This window comes from Rugosimonospora acidiphila (genome assembly GCF_039543385.1).
Lineage (GTDB): Bacteria > Actinomycetota > Actinomycetes > Mycobacteriales > Micromonosporaceae > Rugosimonospora > Rugosimonospora acidiphila.
The window spans coordinates 144,214-161,341 of sequence record NZ_BAABJQ010000021.1 but is presented as its reverse complement, the minus strand read 5'-3'; the positions used below and the strand labels follow the sequence as shown (position 1 = coordinate 161,341).

Below are 17,128 nucleotides of genomic sequence, written 5' to 3'. Positions count from 1 at the left end.
GGTCAGGCGGCGATGACGTCGTTTGGCGCCACCTCGCCGGCGCGGGCCGCGAGCTGGGTCAGGCGCTCCGCCGAGCCGGTGCCCGGCACCGGGGCGAGGACGACCAGACGCTGGCCGGGGTCGTCTGGCAGCAGGGTCATCTCGCTGATCAGGCTCAGCCGGCCGGCGGTGGGATGGTCGTACTCGCGCCGGCGCCACCCTCCCCGGGTGGCTCCGGCATCGGCCCACAGCCGGGCGAAGTCCGGACTGGTGGCGGTGAGCTCGGCGACGAGGGCGCGCAGGGTCGCGTCGTACGGCCGTTGGACGGCCTGCCTGCGCAGGTCGTCGACCACATCGCGGGCGCTGTTCTCCCAGTCGACGAGAGTCCGGCGCAGGTACCGGCTGGTGATGACGTGCCGCGCCCAGTTCAGCGGCGACCGCGACCCTTCGCCGGCGGCGTCGGGGTCGCTGAAAAGCCGCCAGGCCACGGCATTCCAGGCGAGCACGTCGTTCCACCGCCCCAGCACGAAGGCCGGGATGTGTCCGAGGGCATCGAGCAGCACCCGGATCTCCGACCGTACCCGTTCGCGGAAGGAATCGGCCGGGCCGCCGGTATCCCCGTCCGGGCCGGCATCCCCGTGCGGCTCGGCATCCCCGGGCGGCTCGGCATCCCCGGGCGGGCCGGCCACCTCGCCGGGCGGGTATGGCGGGTTGGACGGCTCCTGGCGCTCCGGTGCCGGTCTCGGCTCGGCCGTGCCGCCGAACACCACCTGGTTGACGCTGAACCAGACGGTCTCGATCGCCGACTGCACCTTCGCCACCAGCTTCGGGTCGTCGGCGAGGATCGCCTGCTGAAGCTCACGCAGCTCCGGACCGGGCTCCAGACCCAGCTCGTCGACCAGCACCTGCCGGGCGCGGCGGAACGCCTGCAACGCCTCGGCGCGCCGCCCGCACCGGTACAGCGCCAACATGTGCAGCGCGCGCAGACGTTCCCGCAGCGGCTGCTCCTCCACCAGCCGGTCGAGTTCGTCGATCACCACACCGGGATACCCGATCCGCAGCCGCGCCTCCAGGCTCTCCTCAAGCGCCGCGAGGCGCCACTGCGCCAGGCGGCCCGCCTCCGCGGCAACTCCGGGCGTTGCCGGAACGTCGCCGAACGCCGGCCCACGCCACAGCCGCAGCCCATCGCGGTAGTAACCGACCGCCCGGTCCGGGCGGCCGGCGGCCAGCGCCTGGCGCCCGGACCAGACGAGCTGCTCGAACACCCGCGCATCCAGGTCGGCGTCGCCGACCGTCAGTTCATACCCTCGCCCTCGGGTCGCCAGCGCTCCCGGCGCGCCGGTGTGCAACAGGCGGCGCAACCGGCCCACGTAGACCTGTACCGTCCCCACGGCCCCGGGCGGCGGCGCCGCGCCCCACAGCTCGTCCACCAGCCATTCGGTGGTGATTACGCGATCCGCCTCCGCCAGCAGGAGCGCCAGCAGGACCCGCTGCCGCGACGCGGGCACCGTCGACCAGTTCTGCCCATTCCACAGCTGCAACGGGCCGAGTACCCGGAATCGCATACCGCTCCTCACCCAGCCCCGGCGCCGGTCACGCCCGCCCGCACCGCCCGACCTGTGCGTGCGTCAGCCAGGAACCGATCGATTCGCCCGAATCCGCGACCCCCATCGCGCGGCTGTCCGCCAATCGCCTGCTCCTCGTCCGGATGGTCGCCAGCGAACGGCCAATAAGCGACAACCCATCGCTGGCATAATACAACCATTGTCGTTTCCACGAGACCGTCCTGCCGAGAAGGTCCGATAAGGCCCCTTTTCAAGGAATGCGGGTGCGGCCGATCACGGATCGATCGCCCGGCAACCTCGGACCACGACGCCGGAACCGCGCGGGAGGGTTACGGAACCGGCTCCAGACGGGCCACATCCCGCCGTTTCCGCAGCTCCAGAGGAGCGAATCGGCCGGCCACCTGATCCAGACCCGTAAATGTGAGGAAGCCGCGTCTGCCCAGTTCACGGGGCACGGCCGGCCCCGACACGCCCCAACGGTGCAGGAATATGAGCGCGGCGACGCCGTCCTGTACCGCTTTGCCGCTCGTCCGACGCGCGATCGCCGCCTCCCGGACGGTCGCGCGCCATTGTGGCCACGACGGATGGTCTTTCAACTTCGCTATGGCAAGCGCCCGCCAATCCCGACATATGTTCGCCGGCCATACCCGAAAAACGATGCGACCCACCTGTTCAGCTATTGACAACCGACATTCTTCTGCGGAAAGCAGGGCGGTGAAACGGTGCGGAATCTGATCGGTGCCGCTCATCCCCATAAGGCTCATCATGTACTCATTTATGGATCCCCGACCCGCGGCCATCTCAGTCATCAGCTCGGTGAGCACCGCGTCGTGCACGTCGGGATAGCCGTCGTCATAGAGCCGCGCGGCATGCAGCACGTCCACGTCGGAGATCCAGTCGCCGGATTCGTCCTGCTCGGCCGAGCCCCAGTAGGTCACCCAGTCTCGCAAATAGTTGGTGCGCCACCGCGGCGGGTCGTGCCGGCCGTCGCCGGTCGGCCCGCCGTCCGGCCGCACCGCCGGCGCCACGGCCCGGGGTGCGGCCGGCGCCACGGCCCGGGACGCAGCCGGCGCCACGGCCCGGGACGCGGCCGGCTCCGCGGCCCCGGGTGCGGTCCCCCGGGATCCGGCCCGTAGCCGCGTGGCCCGCTCGATCGCCAGGACGGCGTCCTGCGCCTTGAGGTCGCATGCCCGCCGGCCGCAGTACTCCGCCAGCGCCGGGATCTCGGCCAGATCCTCGGCGCAGCACCGTCCGGTGACGGCGGCCGTCAGTCGCGGCCACGTCCGCTCGAAGAACACCAGCTCCCGGGCCGCCGACACCAGCGCCGCCACGGTCGACGCGCGGGCCACTCCGTCGCTGACCGCCAGCCCGCCGCCGTGGCGCAGGTTCACCAGGGCGAGAGAGTCGGCCCGGTAGCCACGCTCGGCCGGGCTGTGCTTCACCGCGACCTCGTCGTCGCCGACGATCTCGCCGTCCTTGTACATCTGGTAGACCCGGCCCACCCCGATCATCCCGTGGTCGGAGAGCTCCGCGGCCCGCAGCGCACCCATGCTGGCGGCGCCCACCACCACCACGCCGGCCTGGATGAGGGTCATGATCTCCTTGTGCCGGACGGCGAGCCGGTCCCGGTAGTAGCCATCGATCAGGACGATGACATCGCCGGGCCGCGGCCTCGCCTGTACCAGCATGCCGTTCTCCACCGGCGGCCGGATCTCGGCGTCGGGTGCGATCCGCAGCACCTCGTCGGCTCCCAGCGTGGGTCCGATGTAGACCAACAGTCGACTCGTCATGCCAGACCCTCATTCAGGCGAGCGCCGGGCACGATCACCCGGGCGACCGAAAGACCGATCTCCGGCTGCCCCAGGTCGAGGATCAAGGGCGGCGCGGGGTAGGCGGCGACACACCGCCGGTTGACCTCCACCAGGTCCTCCAGCAGGCTCTCGTGGGAGGTGGACGCGCGCAGCGACGCGGGCAACGGCTGGCACTGGTGCTGCCGGTCGGCGAGCCGGGGCGCCTGCGTCATCTCCGAGACGGGGTCGTAGTCGCGGCGCACCATGTCGTCTCGCGCCCCGGAGATGAGGGTGAGCCTCGACTGCGCCGCCTCGGTCAGCGCGCGGGTCGTCGCGATCTCCGTCTTGAGATGGCAGCCGTAGCCTCCGGCGATGATCTGATAATCCCCGGATACCACCCGGACCAGCACGCATGGCATCCCGGTCGGACTCGGTACCCAGTGCGCGTCGACCGCCACCTCCGCCGCCTCGAAGCGGTCGAGCAATTCGTTGACCGGGTCCGAGTCGAGCTCGCGCGGGTCGAAACGCGGGCACCTGTCCAGCGGCTGCGGCCCACGAGCCAACGCGTCCCGCTCGACGACCTCGTACAGCGCGTGCAATACCGCCTCGACAAAGGTGTTCCCGCTCGCGAGTCCGTTCGACGTCTCCTGGAAGATCCTCGGCCGCCACCCCATCGGATCGGTGAAGTCGAGGTTCACCAGCCGGTACGGGACCGGGACCGGGCGGCCGTCCGGAAGCTGGGTTGCCGTCACCCACTCCAACGGCAACCCGTCGTGCAGCAGGTGGTTCTCCTCCAGCGGGAGGTCCGTGTAGGGGTCGTAGGTCAGCGCGGGCCGGAGCTTGGCGATGGTCTCGACGAAGCGGTCGAGCACGGCATTCTCCGCATGCCAGAGTTCGGTCGACTCCATCAGCGCCGACACGCTGGCCAGCGCGTCGGAAAGGCCCTTTCCCTGGGACACGGTCAGCGTCCGCGACGTGGGTCTGATCGCCTGATAGGTGGGGATGCCGACGGTGTCCAGGTGGGTCACGTCGGCCAGCCGGGTGACCCCGACCAGCTTCGCGCACCGCAGGGCGTTGGCAAGGCTCACCTCGACCGGCCGTGCCCGGTCGGTCCCGGGCATGACGACCTTCGCCCGGTCCTCGGCGGTGACCCGGCCGGCGACACCGCCGAGGGGCATCCCCGCCGGCGCCTGCGGCGACGGGGCGATCGAGTGCGTCATGGCGTCTCCCGGATTGGGTGTGGTCCGTTGGCGGGGAGTGCTCGGTGCTACATCCCGCTCGCGCGGCGGAGCAGTGCCGTGCTGGCCGCGAAGTAGCTGACCGGAGCGAGAACCACGAGCACGAGAAGCGAGGGCCAGGCCGTACCGAGGCCGAAGGCGACCGAATCCCGCATGGCCGTCACCCCGTAGGTGACCGGATTGATCGTCGAGAGCCAGCGGAGCACGAGCGGCATGTCGTCCCTGGAGTAGAGCGACGGGCTGCTGAACAGGAGGACGGGCAGGGAGGTGTTGGTGATGATGTTGAACAGCTGAAAGTCCCGGATGGCCAGTGCGACGACGAGGTACATCGCGTTGAAGGCCGCGGCGGTGACCACCAGCGTCAGGGCGAGCGCCGCCCAGTTCGCCAGCCCGAGATCCACCCGCAGCACGAGCGCGGCGACCACCAGGGCGACGACCGTCTGCAGCAGCACGACGCCGATCCCGACGGTTATCTTTCCGATGAGGTACCGCGAGCGGCGCAGCGGGTACGACCACAGCTCGGTGGCGATGCCGCTCAGCTCCTCCTGGAACAGCGCCAATCCGGACACCAGCGCGGCGCTCAACGTCGCCGACATCAGCACCATGGGCAACAGGAACACGTCGTACGACAGCCGGGTGCCCCGGTAGTCGATGTTGTGCACGAGGTTGCTCAGTGACGTGTTCATGAGCAGGAGGTACACCAGGGTCGGCATCAGCGAGAGCACGAAGTTCACCCGATTGCGGGTGAGCAGCGTGAACTCCCGCAGGATCGTCGCGCGCAGGTCCGTGCCCGGGTCGACCTCCCGGGCCGCGCCCGGCGGGTGCGCGAAGCTAAGCCTGGACACTCATCCGCTCCTCATTCTGCGTGAGTCTCATGAAGACATCCTCGAGCGAGTCGGTCTCCACCGAGATGCGACTCAGGTCGATCCCCGCGTCGCGGCAGTACTCGGTCAGGCCCGGGACGAGGGCGTACGCGTCGCCATCCGGTCCGGGGCGCACGCTGACGTCCAGCCCGTCCCGCTCCGCCACCCGCCCGACCGACCCGGACCAGGTCACGAGCTGGGCGGCCTGCGACTCCTCCCGCGCGGTGACCACAACGTGCGCGGAACCGAACTCGTCCACCAGTTCCCGGGGCCGGCCAAACCTGATCACCCGGCCCTGGTTGAGCACCAGCACCCGGTCGCAGTTGCGTTCCAGCTCGTCGATGTCGTGGCTGGCCCACAGCACCGTGACTCGATACTTCTCCCGCAGCCACTCGACGAGGTCCCAGATCATGTGCCGGCCCGCCACGTCCAGCGCGGCGGACGGCTCGTCCAGAATCAGCAACTGCGGCACGGCCAGCAGCGTGCGGGCCAGTTGGAGCCGCTGCCGCTGGCCGCCGGAGAGCTGGAAGGCGAGCTGCCCCAGGGCGTCCTTCAGTCCCAGGAACTCGGTCAGCTCGGCGACCCAGGGCCACACGTCCCGCCACGCGACGCCGCGGAAGCGCGCCGCGATGCGCAGGCACTCGATGCTCGGCAGCATCATGTCCAGCGGCGAGCCCTGGTGCATGGCCGCGGTCCGCGCCTTCGCCGCCATCGGCTGCCGCACCGGATCGAACCCGAAGACGGCCACGGAGCCGGCGCTCGGCTGCGAGACGCCGCAGATCATCCGGATCAGGGTGCTCTTCCCGGCGCCGTTGGGTCCCAGCAGGCCGACGACCTCCTCGGCCGCGATGGCGACGTTCAGGTCATCGATGGCCGGCTTCGGCGCCTTGGGATACTGCTTCGTCAGTCCCCTCGCCAGTATGGCGTCCTTCATCTGCCTTCTCCCCTACGGAAGCCACCACCATCTGCTGACCGGCCAGCGCCCGGAGAAAGTCCTCGACGTCCATCGCGATCTCCTGGTACGCCTCCCGGCTGCCGCCGGCGAGCCGTTGGGTCAGCTCCTCCGCGATGGCCGTGGTGTCCTTGCCGCCGGCCATCAGGCACCAGATCGCGGAGCCGGTCGGGTTGAGGGTCTGGAACGCTCCGCTCTCGACGTTGTAGAGCCGGACGCTGTCCTCGCCCGCCCACACGACATCCGCCGAGACCCGCCAAGCCGTCGAACTCATGCGCCCGCCTCGCTTCGCTCACCGGCCGCATGAGACACGGCCACCCTGTAACTCCGATGAGCTCGCTGACGCTCACTCATGCGCTCACCCCCACTACGGGGAGCAGCCGGCGCTGCCGCACCAGATCCGCCTTGGGAATCACCGGACTTTCGTTGCGCCAGTCCTCGTACACCGGATGCACGCTGCCGTCGGCCGGGCGGATCGGCACGAAGGCTCCGGGGTCATCGACCACGCTCCGGTCGACGCCGAGGGACTTCCAGATCGTCGAGATCTGGGTGTGCCGAAGGATGCGACAGAAGTGGCGCGAATTCTTCCTCAGGTCGCCCGATCGCGCCATGTGGAAGGCGCGGCACCCGCCACCGCACGCACCCCTGATGTAGCAGCGGTGGCAGTCGGTATGCACGGACCCGTCGAAGATGTTGCTGTCGCGCAGTTCCTTCATGGACGGCGCCTCAAAGATTTCCGCCAGCGAGGCGTGGCGGACATTGCCGGCGAGATCGGCCGGGCTCGTCACGAGCTTGCACGGATACACATTGCCGAGCGAGTTGACGTAGATCTCGTGCCCGCCCATCCCGCAGTTACCTCGGATGTTGCACGGCTTGACGGCGGCCTTCGAGTCGTCGATCAGGTGCTTCGCGTACGGGCTGGACCACACGAAGTCGTCGGTCTTCAGGTACTCGGCCCACTCGAACGACAGGTCGTCGTACTTGGCCCGGCCGAGGTCGCTGTGCTGCTGCACGCGGATGTGGCGGATCCGGAACCGTTCACCGAGGCTGGCCAACTCCTCCATGTAGTCCACGTTCTCGGCGGTGATCACGTGGTTGATGATGGGCGCCACGCCCACCTCGTTGAGCAGGCCCAGACCCTTGATGGACTTGGCGAAGGTACCCCGCCCCCGAGTCGGCTCGTGCCGTTCGGCGGTGCCGCCGTCCATGCTGATGGTCACCCTGTCGAACAGTTCGGCCATGATGCGGGCGGTCTCGATCCTGCGGATCAGGGTGCCGTTGGTAATGATGTTCGTACGCAGGCCGCGCTCCTTGGCGCGCCGCACCGCGTCGAACAGATCGCGCCGCATCATCGGCTCGCCACCGGTGAAGACCATCGTCTCCGCCCCCGCGTCGGCGACCTGGTCGACCAGCCTGAGAGTCTCCTCGGGAGTCAACTCGCCGGGCAGCTTCTTCTCGGAGGAGGCATAGCAGTACGGGCAGCGAAGGTTGCAGCCCTCGGTGATCGCGTAGTAGACGATGTTGAGGTCGACCTTCATGTTCTGGTAGCGGGGCCGCCAACCCGGCAGGTACACCATGTAGTTGAGGACAAGGTGAGCCAGGTCCCTGTCGAGGTCCCGGGCCGACCGGTACGGCCCGTCCGGGGACACCGAGGGGGCCACTCCCCTCGCCAGGCTGGACAGCAGGTCGTCCTGCCGCGGTGAGAGCAACGCCCAGGAGGCCATGCTCGAGTTCATGGCCAACCGGTGGGTGGCCGTCCTGAACACCACTATGTCGTCCTGGGGAACGTCCAATTTCCCAAGCTGATCCACAATCCGCATATCGCGCGCCTCCTGTGGGCGGGAAAGCAGAGAAAGTTGGTAGGGAAAGCAGAACTGCCTTCCCTACCGTCCGACCACTAACTGCGCTTGCGACACTCCCTTTCGGTGCCGGCGTCGCTCAGGCGCCGCCGCCACCACCGCCGCCGCTGCACAGGCAGGCACAGGAGCCCTGCACGGGCTGGCTCATGCCCTCGACCTCGGCGTCGATGGTCTGGGCGGCGGGCCGGTCCCAACCCATCGCGCGGGTCATCGCCAGCGCGAGGTTGCCGTTGTCGACACTCTGGCCCTGCACGTCGGCCGACTGAAGCACCTCGATGTTCCGCTTCACCGCAACGAACGCCTCGACCTGCGGCCTGGTCAGCGTGGCGAGCACGTCCGCGGTCGGCCCAGACACGTCATCGCCGCACAGGCCATTACGCTTGAGCTCATCGATGGGACTGAACACGTCTGCCATCTGACGCTCCCTTCCTGGTGTCGGTCAGATCTCCGTGTGTTCAATTCTCTTGAGACGCTTCAAATAGCCGCAACCCACGATCGTGGGGTCTTGCCCGCAAACGTGAGAATGAATCAGTCGCCGTAGGGTCTCCGGTCGAGCAGATCCACCGACGCCGCGAGGAGCGTGAGCGCCAGCGGATCGACGGTCGCCGTCGACATCCGGTTCGACCACCGGGACAGCAACGCGTCCATGCCGGCCGCGGGCACCTGCGACCGTTCCCGCGAGCGCAGCAGCGTCAGGCCCAGAGCCGCCTGAGTGGCCAGCAGGCCCAGCAGTTCCATGTCGTCCAGCTCCCGGCCCGGACCCGCGCTCCCAGCGGTGTAGCGGTCCAGTACTTCCAGCACGCCGGTGCACTCGTTGTCGGCGATCAGCGGGGCGGCCATGACGTTGCTGGGCATGTACCCCGTCGACTTGGCCGCGTCGCTGGCGAACTGGTCGGTCTCCGCCACATCGTCGGCGATGACCGGTTGGCAGCTCGCGACGACCCAACCGGCGATGCCCGTGCCGGCGGGAAATCGTTGACCGACAAGGCTTTGCTCTCCCGCCCCGGCCACCGCCGCGAAGATCAGCTCACCGGTCTCCGGGTTCACCATGAACACCGACGAGGCGGCCGCGGCGTACACGTGGCGTGCTACCTCCACAATGGACTGTAGCAGTCGGCGTTCGGTAACCCCGCCGAGAAGTTCGTGCGACATGAACGATGCCTCCTTCATGGGACGCGGCCGAAATTGGCGGCGCAGTGGTACAGCACGCTTTTGAGCTGGAACGGGGTCAGCCACGGATGTTTGCTGAGGGTCAGAGCGCCGATGCCGGTGATGTGCGGTGCCGCGAAGCTGTTTCCAGTGCTGCGCACCACGCCCCCGCCGGGCCGCGCGACGAGCACCCGCGCGCCGCGGGCGTGGAAGTCGACCGGCGGTGCCGGGTTGTAGAAGTAGGTCAGGGGGTCGTCCTGGTCGTGGCTGGCCACCGAAATCACCGAGGAGAAGTTCCACGGGTAGCTCTCCACCGGGAGGTTGTGCGCGGACACCACGAGCACGCAGCGGCGGAAGTAGGCGCGATCGGCCAGTTCGCTCAGGCGCAGCCGCAGCTCGGGCCGGGTCGTGGAGAGGCTCATGTTGATGATGTCGAACCCGTGCTCGATGGCGTACTCCAGGCCGGCGATGAGTGCGGCCCCGGTGCCGGACTTGCCATCGGTGAGCACCCGCATCGACGACACCTCCGCCTCGGGCGCGATGGCGCGGATGATGCCGGCGCAGGCGGTACCGTGGCCCGCCAGGTCCCGCGGCTCGCAGGGCTCGATCCTGGGCCAGCCACGGTCGTCCGCGACGACCTGCCACGACTGCGCGACCGGCGCCACGAGGGCATGGGATCCGTCGATCCCGCTGTCCACGACGCACACCCGTACCCCGCCGCCGTCCGCGCCCTCCCAGGCCCACCGCGCGTCAATCTCCGGAAACGCGCTGACCTCGAAGCTCTCGTCCTTGGCCATCGCGGCCCGCACACTCCACGCCGGCAGCCCCGGGAAGTGGGCGCGACGCTCCCTGCGCCAGGGCAGCGGGGCCGTCACGACCGCTCCCGGATTCCGCTGCCCGGCAGCGACGCCCCCACCGCGGCGTAGCTGTCCGCGGCGGCCTGCGCCATCCGGCGCGCACGATCGCCATCGCCGGCGCGCCGGTGTGCGAGCGCCAGGTCGGTGAGGACATCCCCGCGCAGGCACGGGTCATCGGTGCGCGCCAACAGCCGCAACACCTCGTCGGCCTCATCGTCGGGCGGCTGGCCGGACTCGGCGACGACCCTGGCCGCCGCCGCCGCGGCGACGAGCCGGCCGTGGAGGTCCATCGCGGCGGCCTGATCACGCAGGGCACCGATCTCCACCACCGCACGGTCGTCACAGCGCCACCGCACCCGCTCCCGCACCGCCAACGCCCGCACCGCCAGCGCGGCCGGCCGGTGGCCGGCATCCTCCAGCCCCTGGGCCGCCGACCGGTAATGGCGCTCGGCCCGTTCGTGCTCGCCGGCCACCGCCGCCACCGCCCCGTAGCCCTGCTCCACGAGCACCGCCGCCATCGTCAATCGCAGGTCCATCACGGACTGGTGGGCCTGCGCCAGCGCCTCGGCGGCCGCGTCGAGCCGTCCCGCCAGTGCCAGCAACCGCGCCTGCGCGACGAGCACAGGTACCAACAGGCACCGGTCGCCCGCGAACCGAGTCGCCACCTCACCGCAGAAGGCGAGCTTCTGCGGTATCGGGGTCGGAGACCACTGCCCGACCTCGCAGAGCGCCGCGAGCAGGCGATCCCGCTCGTACCCGTCGTTCATCTCCTCGGCGCGGCGCAGGGCGGCGCGCGCGGATTGCTCCGCGGCCAGGAAGCGGCCCTGGGCCAGGTACCGCAGCATGTGCAGTTGGTCGAGCCGGCACCAGCTCAGCTGGTCGGCCTCCTCGTGCCGCAGGTCTTCGGTCAGCTCCGCCACCGACACCTCGCCGTCCTGCCCGGAGCGGACCGCCAGCAGACCGAGCTGGATCCGGCAGGCGACACCGGCGCGCGAACCGGGTGATTCCTCGATGACCCGTTCTACGGCCGCCCGCGCGCCCGCCAGGTCGCCCCCGAGCAGCAGCGCGTCGCTCAGCCGGACGGCGACCAGGGCGTGTGCGGCCTCGTTCGCGCCCGGCGGGACGTCCTGGGCCCGCCGGAGCAGGCCGATCGCGGCGGGCAGGTTGCGCCGTCGCAGGGCCGTGGTGCCGTCGGACAGCAGCGCGCTGGTGGCGCGCTGGGCCAGTTCGGGCAGTTCCGGATCGTCGGGCGCGAGCACGCGCAGCAGGTGCACCGCGGCTTCAAGGTGGAAGGCGCGGTTCACCGGCTGCCGCGCGAGCTCGCGGTGCCAGTCGAGTCGCTGTCGCTTGTCCAGCCGGCCGTACACCACGTCGTGCACCGGCTGCTGCGCGAAGCGGTACTCGCCCGGTCGGGCGCAGGCGATGAGATTGCGCCGCACCAGGTCGTCGAGGACGCCCTCGGCGGATTCCACGGCCATCGTCGCCAGCTGCTCGCGCGTGAAGGTCGTACCGATGACCGACGCCACCTCCAGGACGCGGGTGGCCGCCGGCGGTAGGCGGTCGACCATGGCGCCGACCAGCGCGGTGATCGAGGGCGGGACGTCGCCGAGAGAGTAGCCCAGCGCCAGCGTCTCCACCATCAGCTCCGCGAACAGCGGGTTGCCCGCACAGTCGTCCACGATCCGGTCGACCACGTCCATGTCGTGCGCGACCACCTCGGCCGGCTGGCCACGCGCCATCAGCGATCCGACCAGGTCGAGGGTGTGAGGTCGGCCTAGCGGTCCGATGTGGACAGTCTGCCAGTCCGGGCCGTCGTTCGGGTTGCGAGGCGGAAGCTCCCGAAGCTCCTGCCTGGCCACACAGATCATCAGCACCGGATGGTCGAGCAGGCGGTCGGCCAGATCGGCGATGATGCCGAGCAGGGCGGGTTCGGCCCACTGCAGGTCCTCCCAGACCAGGGCCAGCGGGTCGGTCGCCGCACACGCCAGCAGCTCCCGTACCGCCCACGAGATCTCCTCGGTGCCCGGCCCGGACGCCTCGCCATCCGCGGTGGTTGGAGTCCGCAGCTGGGCGAGCACCTCCAGCACGCGACCGCCGCGGATGGTGGCGGCCTGCCGCGCCACATCGGCGTGGCTGAGCAGCGCGTCCAGCATCTGCCCCAGCGGACCGTAGCTGCCGGTGGCGGCGAACGACTGGCAGGCGCCGGAGATGAGAAGCGGCGTGGGCGTCTCGCCGAGCAGGCGCTCGACGGCCTCGTGCACCAGGCCGGTCTTGCCGATGCCGGGCGGCCCGAGCACCATGAGCGCCTGCGCGCGCCCAGTGCTCGTCACGGCCCTATACGCCTCGACCAGACCCGTACGCTCCGCCTCCCGGTCGACGAAGGGGACGCCGGTGCGTACCGGTGCCGACGCGTCCGCCAGCTCGACCGCCCGCCACACCGGCACCGGCTCGCGCTTGCCCTTCAGCTTCATGGGCGGCATCGGCGCGACCACGGCGTGCGACCGCACCAGGCGCACCATGACCTCATTGAGCAGGATCTCGTCGCGCTGGGCCGCGGACTGCAGCCGCGCGGCCAGGTTGACGACGTCGCCCACGATGCGCACGCCGGCGTGGGCGGAGCGGGTGACGAGCGCCTCCCCCGCCGCGATGCCGCAGTGCACTCCCGGACCCGCCGGATCCAGCCCGCTGACCGCCAGGCGCGAGACCTCCGAGCGGGTCTGGAGTGCGGCCCGCAGCGCCCGCAGGCCATCGTCCTCGCCCGACCACTCCGCCCCGAAGACCGCCATGATCGCGTCGCCGATGAACTTCTCGACGATCCCGCCGTGCCGATCCACCGCGGTCACGCAGATGTCGTAATAGCGTTCGAGAAACTGCTGCAGGGGTTCCGCATCCAGTCGTTCGGCCAGCGACGTCCACCCGACGAGGTCGATAAACAACACCGCGACGAGTCGGCGGCTCACAGGAGCTTCAACTCCTGCCCTTCCACCTCGGCCTGGGCCGCCCTCAACCGTTGCTGGACCGACAGCAGCACCTGCACCTCATGCTCGGTCAAGGACGCGACCACCTCGCGCTGGCCCTCGCTGAGCAGGTCAATCGGCTGACCCGCCTCCTTGAGCGCCTCCAGAGCGTCGAACGACGACATCCCGCTCACCTCCATTTCCTCGCAGGATCCGCGACCGCCGGGCGTCACCGCCGACACCAACCGCGCGGCGGCGCTGCTCATCCCGGCATGCGACGCAGCCACGGCGGTCATCGGTGGCCAGGCGTGCGTCGAGAGATATCCGTGCACGTAGAAGTAGGCCACCAGTTCGGCCCGGTTCTTGCATTGAAAGCGCTCGAGCAGGATGCTGATGCGCTCGCCGATCGTGTGGGGGCTGAGGTGCATTTCGCGCGCCGCCAGACTGGTCGTGTTCCCCCGTGCCAATGTGGCCACGAGAGCCAGCTCGCCGGCCGATATCAGCCCGTTCGCGTCAATGGTCATTGATACATCCTCTTGCCGGGAAACATGCCTGAACCGGATGCCAGTACCGGCGGGCGCGCGGGGCGGTCGGTCATCCGGCCGGTGCGCTGACGACGCGGACATGCAGCTCGCGGAGCATGGCCGCGGCCATGAAGGTGACCCCGTCCCATCTGGCCTTCTGCTCGAACCAGAGCCAATCTCCATCCGTGTTGACCTCCAGGAACACCGGCTCACCGGACGCCGTCATGAGCAGGTCGAACGCCCCGAACGTCAGGCGCCACCGCGCGGCGAGCGTCCGGACGACCTCCTCGACGCCTGCCGGGCAGGCCGCCCAACTGACCCGGACCCGATCCGGGGCGGTCCAGATGCTGGCCGGGCTCGGCTTGTCGACGGCGAAGGCGCAGACCCCGCCGTTGAGGTAGTAGACCCGGTACTCCTGGACGTGTTCGACGTACTCCTGAACGAGGACCGGCACCCGGCCGTCCGCCCATTCGGGCAGGTCGCCCGCTGGGTCGACGACCTGCGCGAAATATCCGTCGGTCGGATCGCGCGACGGTCCGGGAAAATGCGGGCCGAGCGCCTTGACCACGAGCCTCGCCGCCGAGTCGCGGCCGGCGCCGGTCGCCACAACCGTGCGCGGGGTCGCAACGCCCAGCCGCGCCGCGTCGCGCAGCGCCGCCACGTGTCCGGGCTCCCGTCCGGGAATCGCCACCGCCGCCAGCGCGGCGATCTGGGTCAGGAAGTTCGACCAGGACTCGACGCACAGCGACCGGGCCGCGGACCGCCCGGCCACGCTCGCCGAGATGGCGTGGGGGGACGCGTGGCGCACCCAGGCGACCGTCGGGCGTACCCGCCGGCCATCGACGTCCAGCACTCCGCCCGCCGGTTCGATCGAGGCGCGCAGTGACGGCAGGTCTTGGCCCGCGATCCGGACGGTGGGGGTGCCCAACGCCCCCACCAGCACACTCTCGATGGCGATCAGCTCCCGGCAGGCGCTGCTGTCCACCAGCACGACAGCGAGCGCCGCCGCGTCGCGGGTCACGGCCGCCCCGGCCACCAGCGCCGGCCGGCGACTACGGTCCGCCGTACGTCACCGTGCAGGGCACCGGTACTGTGACGGACGGACGGGGCCGGAGGTCCAGCCCGTGACCCGCACCGACGGTCCACCGAATTGGACACCGCACCTCCCTTGCTCGTGCCTTCCGGCCAGGCACGGACCGGGCGGGCACCATTGTGCGAGTCCCCCGTCACAACGCGTCGATTTATCTAAATGTTCTTACGGGTTGCCGACACGGCGCCGACACCCCGCCAACATCCCGCCAACGCGGCGCCGACGCCGCGCCAACGCCGCAGGCCCGACCCCGCCTCGTGGGCGGACCGGTCACCGAACGCCCCGATCCCCCCGGCGTGCCGGCCTCCGATCCCCGCCGCCGATCCCCGCCGCCGATCCCGGGGGCCACCACCGGGCGGTCCCCGGGGCACCACCGGGCGGTCTCGGGCGGATGGAGCCACTGTCTACGATCGAGTCTGTTTTCAGCCGAACCCCGGCGACTCCGCCCGCAACACCATCGACCGGGTAGAGCGGGCCCGCCGCGCACCTTGCCGATCCGGATGCTCACGCCCACGAGAGGGAACTCATGACGCAGACCGCGCCAGCGCCCGCGAAGGCCCCGACGACCCAGACGAAGCACCCGTGGCGGGCGACCGCCCGGACCGTCTTCGCCGGTGTCGTCGGCGCCCTGACGCTGCTGCCCGAGGTCGCCGCCGCCGCGCACATCGGTACCGTGCCGACCGTGGTCCAGATCCTGGCCGTCACCGGCGCCATCACGCGCGTTCTCGCGCTGCCCGGTGTCGAGGCGTGGCTCGGCCGGTACGTGCCGTGGCTCGCCGCCGCCCCGAACCAGCCGGTCGCCGCGCCGAGCCAACCGGCCAGCACCCCGAGCCAGCCGGCCAGCAAGTAGGCCCGCCGGGCGTCGCGCGGCGGCCCGGGCCGCGTGACGCCCCGGCACGTCGTACCGGCCCACCTCCGCCGAACCGGCATAAGCACCGGCAAGCCGGCGAAAGGGGCCGAGCCGGCCAGTTCGGGGCGGCGCGGACTTGCGGTAGCCGGCTACCGTCGTCGATCGAGAGGTCCGGCGACGGGAGGATCCGATGGCCGACCCACTGCAGCCGACGCTCATGACGAAGCTGCGCGCCACGCTGGCCGGTGAGCGCGACGCGGTACTGCTCGAGGCCCTGCGGGGCGCCGGCCGGGCCGCCTACGACGAGCTGCTGGCCGCCGAGGCGCTGCACGAGGAGCTGACCGCCGCCGGCACTCCACTGTGGAACGCGCCCGTGGCGGCCAGCAGCCAGCTTCTCGCCGCGTGGAACGCCTTCGTGTTGCAGACCCTCGGCGAGGCATTTCTCGACGCCGACTACACCGCCAATCCCGGAACCATCGGCTACGTTCCGAAGGTCACCTTCGACCAGGCCTCCGGGTGGCTCTCCGCGGTCGAACCCTGGGTCTCCCGTGCCCGGCAGGCCCGGGTCAACCCGGACTACGACATCGGCACCGAGCTCGCGCTGCCGGCCGGGCTGCCGGCCTGGGCCCGGGTCGAACCCTGCCCGCCCGAACACCTCGCCGCGCTGCTGGCCGCGATCCCACCGGTACGCGAGCACATCGACGTCGCCCTGCACACCCTGCGTCATGCCGGGGTGCCGGCGCAGCACCAGCAGGCGGTCAACCGGCTCAACCAGCTGGCCGCGGAGGCCGCCGCGGCCGCGGACTACGCGGTGAGCCTGCGCACCGCGCGCCATCACCGCGAACTCCACGAGCTCATCGAGAACAACCTGAAAAACGCCCTGGAGCTGTGGTTCCACGTCGGCCAGCTCGCCGCCATGCCGCGGCTGCTGACCCACTACCAGGCGCTGCGTCCGGCGCCCCGACCGGCGCTGGCAACGCTGCCCGGCGGGTCCAGGTTCGACCCATGGTGCCTGACCGACCGCGCCACGGTGGGCCGGTGGCAGGGCGACCGCCGAGCCAAGCAGGCCATCACCGAGATGTGGCAGTACGATCCGGACCCCGCCGCCACACTGACCCTCAAGGCACAGATCGACGCCGCGCTCGCCGACGGGGACATCGCGCCCTACCGCACCCGTGGCGGAAGCACCTGCTTCTTCGAGTGCCCGTGGTCGTCGCTGTACGAGGTCCGCCGCCCGATCCTGCTCGACGGACACTCGCTCAAGGTTCTGCAGCAGTTCGCGCTGCGGGCCGCCGCCGACAACGTACCCCGCGGCGGCGCGTTCCAGCGCGGCATCGTCATCGGACCGTTCCAGCGGACCACCGAGGTCGAGTACTGCGACCCCGACGGTCTGCACTGACGCTTCCTGTGGCGCGGTTGGCGGGGCGCGGTCACCCCGACCGGGTGACCGCGCCC

The 17,128-nt window shown here is 70.5% G+C and carries 15 protein-coding genes; 2 read left to right on the top strand and 13 right to left on the bottom strand.

Translation table 11 applies throughout. From position 1 onward, the window contains the following. Nucleotides 1-2 precede the first annotated feature (2 nt). The 13 genes from ABEA87_RS29530 to ABEA87_RS29470 form a co-directional block, all read right to left on the bottom strand. Nucleotides 3-1,544, bottom strand: coding sequence for a BTAD domain-containing putative transcriptional regulator (locus ABEA87_RS29530; protein ID WP_345635132.1), 1,542 nt, complete (start codon nt 1,542-1,544; stop codon nt 3-5). A gap of 329 nt (nt 1,545-1,873) precedes the next feature. Next, a complete protein-coding gene (locus ABEA87_RS29525) occupies nt 1,874-3,334 on the bottom strand; it encodes a TfuA-like protein (RefSeq protein WP_345635131.1) in 1,461 nt (486 codons plus the stop codon). Next, nucleotides 3,331-4,554, bottom strand: a complete 1,224-nt coding sequence (locus ABEA87_RS29520) for a YcaO-like family protein (protein ID WP_345635129.1) — start codon at nt 4,552-4,554, stop codon at nt 3,331-3,333. The genes ABEA87_RS29525 and ABEA87_RS29520 overlap by 4 nt, the downstream gene beginning before the upstream one ends. Nucleotides 4,555-4,601: 47 nt before the next feature. Continuing rightward, a complete protein-coding gene (locus ABEA87_RS29515; protein WP_345635128.1) occupies nt 4,602-5,417 on the bottom strand; it encodes an ABC transporter permease in 816 nt (271 codons plus the stop codon). Beyond that, nucleotides 5,404-6,369, bottom strand: a complete 966-nt coding sequence (locus ABEA87_RS29510) for an ABC transporter ATP-binding protein (protein ID WP_345635126.1) — start codon at nt 6,367-6,369, stop codon at nt 5,404-5,406. Before ABEA87_RS29510 ends, ABEA87_RS29515 begins: the two co-directional genes overlap by 14 nt. Further along, nucleotides 6,299-6,661 carry a PqqD family protein gene (locus tag ABEA87_RS29505; RefSeq protein WP_345635124.1) on the bottom strand — a complete coding sequence of 121 codons (363 nt, stop codon included), beginning with the start codon at nt 6,659-6,661 and terminating at the stop codon, nt 6,299-6,301. Before ABEA87_RS29505 ends, ABEA87_RS29510 begins: the two co-directional genes overlap by 71 nt. A gap of 76 nt (nt 6,662-6,737) precedes the next feature. Next, complete coding sequence (gene stsB, locus ABEA87_RS29500; protein ID WP_345635121.1) at nt 6,738-8,207, bottom strand: StsB family radical SAM/SPASM domain sactipeptide maturase; 1,470 nt, start codon at nt 8,205-8,207, stop codon at nt 6,738-6,740. Between the two features lie 118 nt (nt 8,208-8,325). Beyond that, nucleotides 8,326-8,661 (bottom strand): hypothetical protein, encoded by a 336-nt coding sequence (locus ABEA87_RS29495; RefSeq protein ID WP_345635120.1) that lies wholly within the window; start codon nt 8,659-8,661, stop codon nt 8,326-8,328. A 113-nt stretch (nt 8,662-8,774) separates the two neighbouring features. Further along, entirely contained in the window at nt 8,775-9,398 is a 624-nt protein-coding gene (locus ABEA87_RS29490) for a GAF domain-containing protein (protein WP_345635118.1), read from the bottom strand. A 14-nt stretch (nt 9,399-9,412) separates the two neighbouring features. After that, complete coding sequence (locus ABEA87_RS29485) at nt 9,413-10,270, bottom strand: S8 family serine peptidase (protein WP_345635116.1); 858 nt, start codon at nt 10,268-10,270, stop codon at nt 9,413-9,415. Beyond that, nucleotides 10,267-13,212 carry an AAA family ATPase gene (locus tag ABEA87_RS29480; RefSeq protein ID WP_345635115.1) on the bottom strand — a complete coding sequence of 982 codons (2,946 nt, stop codon included), beginning with the start codon at nt 13,210-13,212 and terminating at the stop codon, nt 10,267-10,269. Before ABEA87_RS29480 ends, ABEA87_RS29485 begins: the two co-directional genes overlap by 4 nt. Then, nucleotides 13,209-13,733: an aroma-sacti cluster domain-containing protein gene (locus ABEA87_RS29475; RefSeq protein WP_345635114.1), complete on the bottom strand. Its 525-nt coding sequence runs from the start codon at nt 13,731-13,733 to the stop codon at nt 13,209-13,211. The genes ABEA87_RS29480 and ABEA87_RS29475 overlap by 4 nt, the downstream gene beginning before the upstream one ends. Nucleotides 13,734-13,803: 70 nt before the next feature. Next, on the bottom strand, nt 13,804-14,754 hold the full coding sequence (locus ABEA87_RS29470; protein WP_345635113.1) for a hypothetical protein: 951 nt from the start codon (nt 14,752-14,754) through the stop codon (nt 13,804-13,806). Between the two features lie 595 nt (nt 14,755-15,349). Between ABEA87_RS29470 and ABEA87_RS29465 the strand changes: the two genes are divergently transcribed. Beyond that, nucleotides 15,350-15,673 carry a hypothetical protein gene (locus ABEA87_RS29465; RefSeq protein ID WP_345635111.1) on the top strand — a complete coding sequence of 108 codons (324 nt, stop codon included), beginning with the start codon at nt 15,350-15,352 and terminating at the stop codon, nt 15,671-15,673. Nucleotides 15,674-15,863: 190 nt separating this feature from the next. Continuing rightward, a complete protein-coding gene (locus ABEA87_RS29460; RefSeq protein WP_345635109.1) occupies nt 15,864-17,072 on the top strand; it encodes a hypothetical protein in 1,209 nt (402 codons plus the stop codon). Nucleotides 17,073-17,128: the final 56 nt, after the last annotated feature.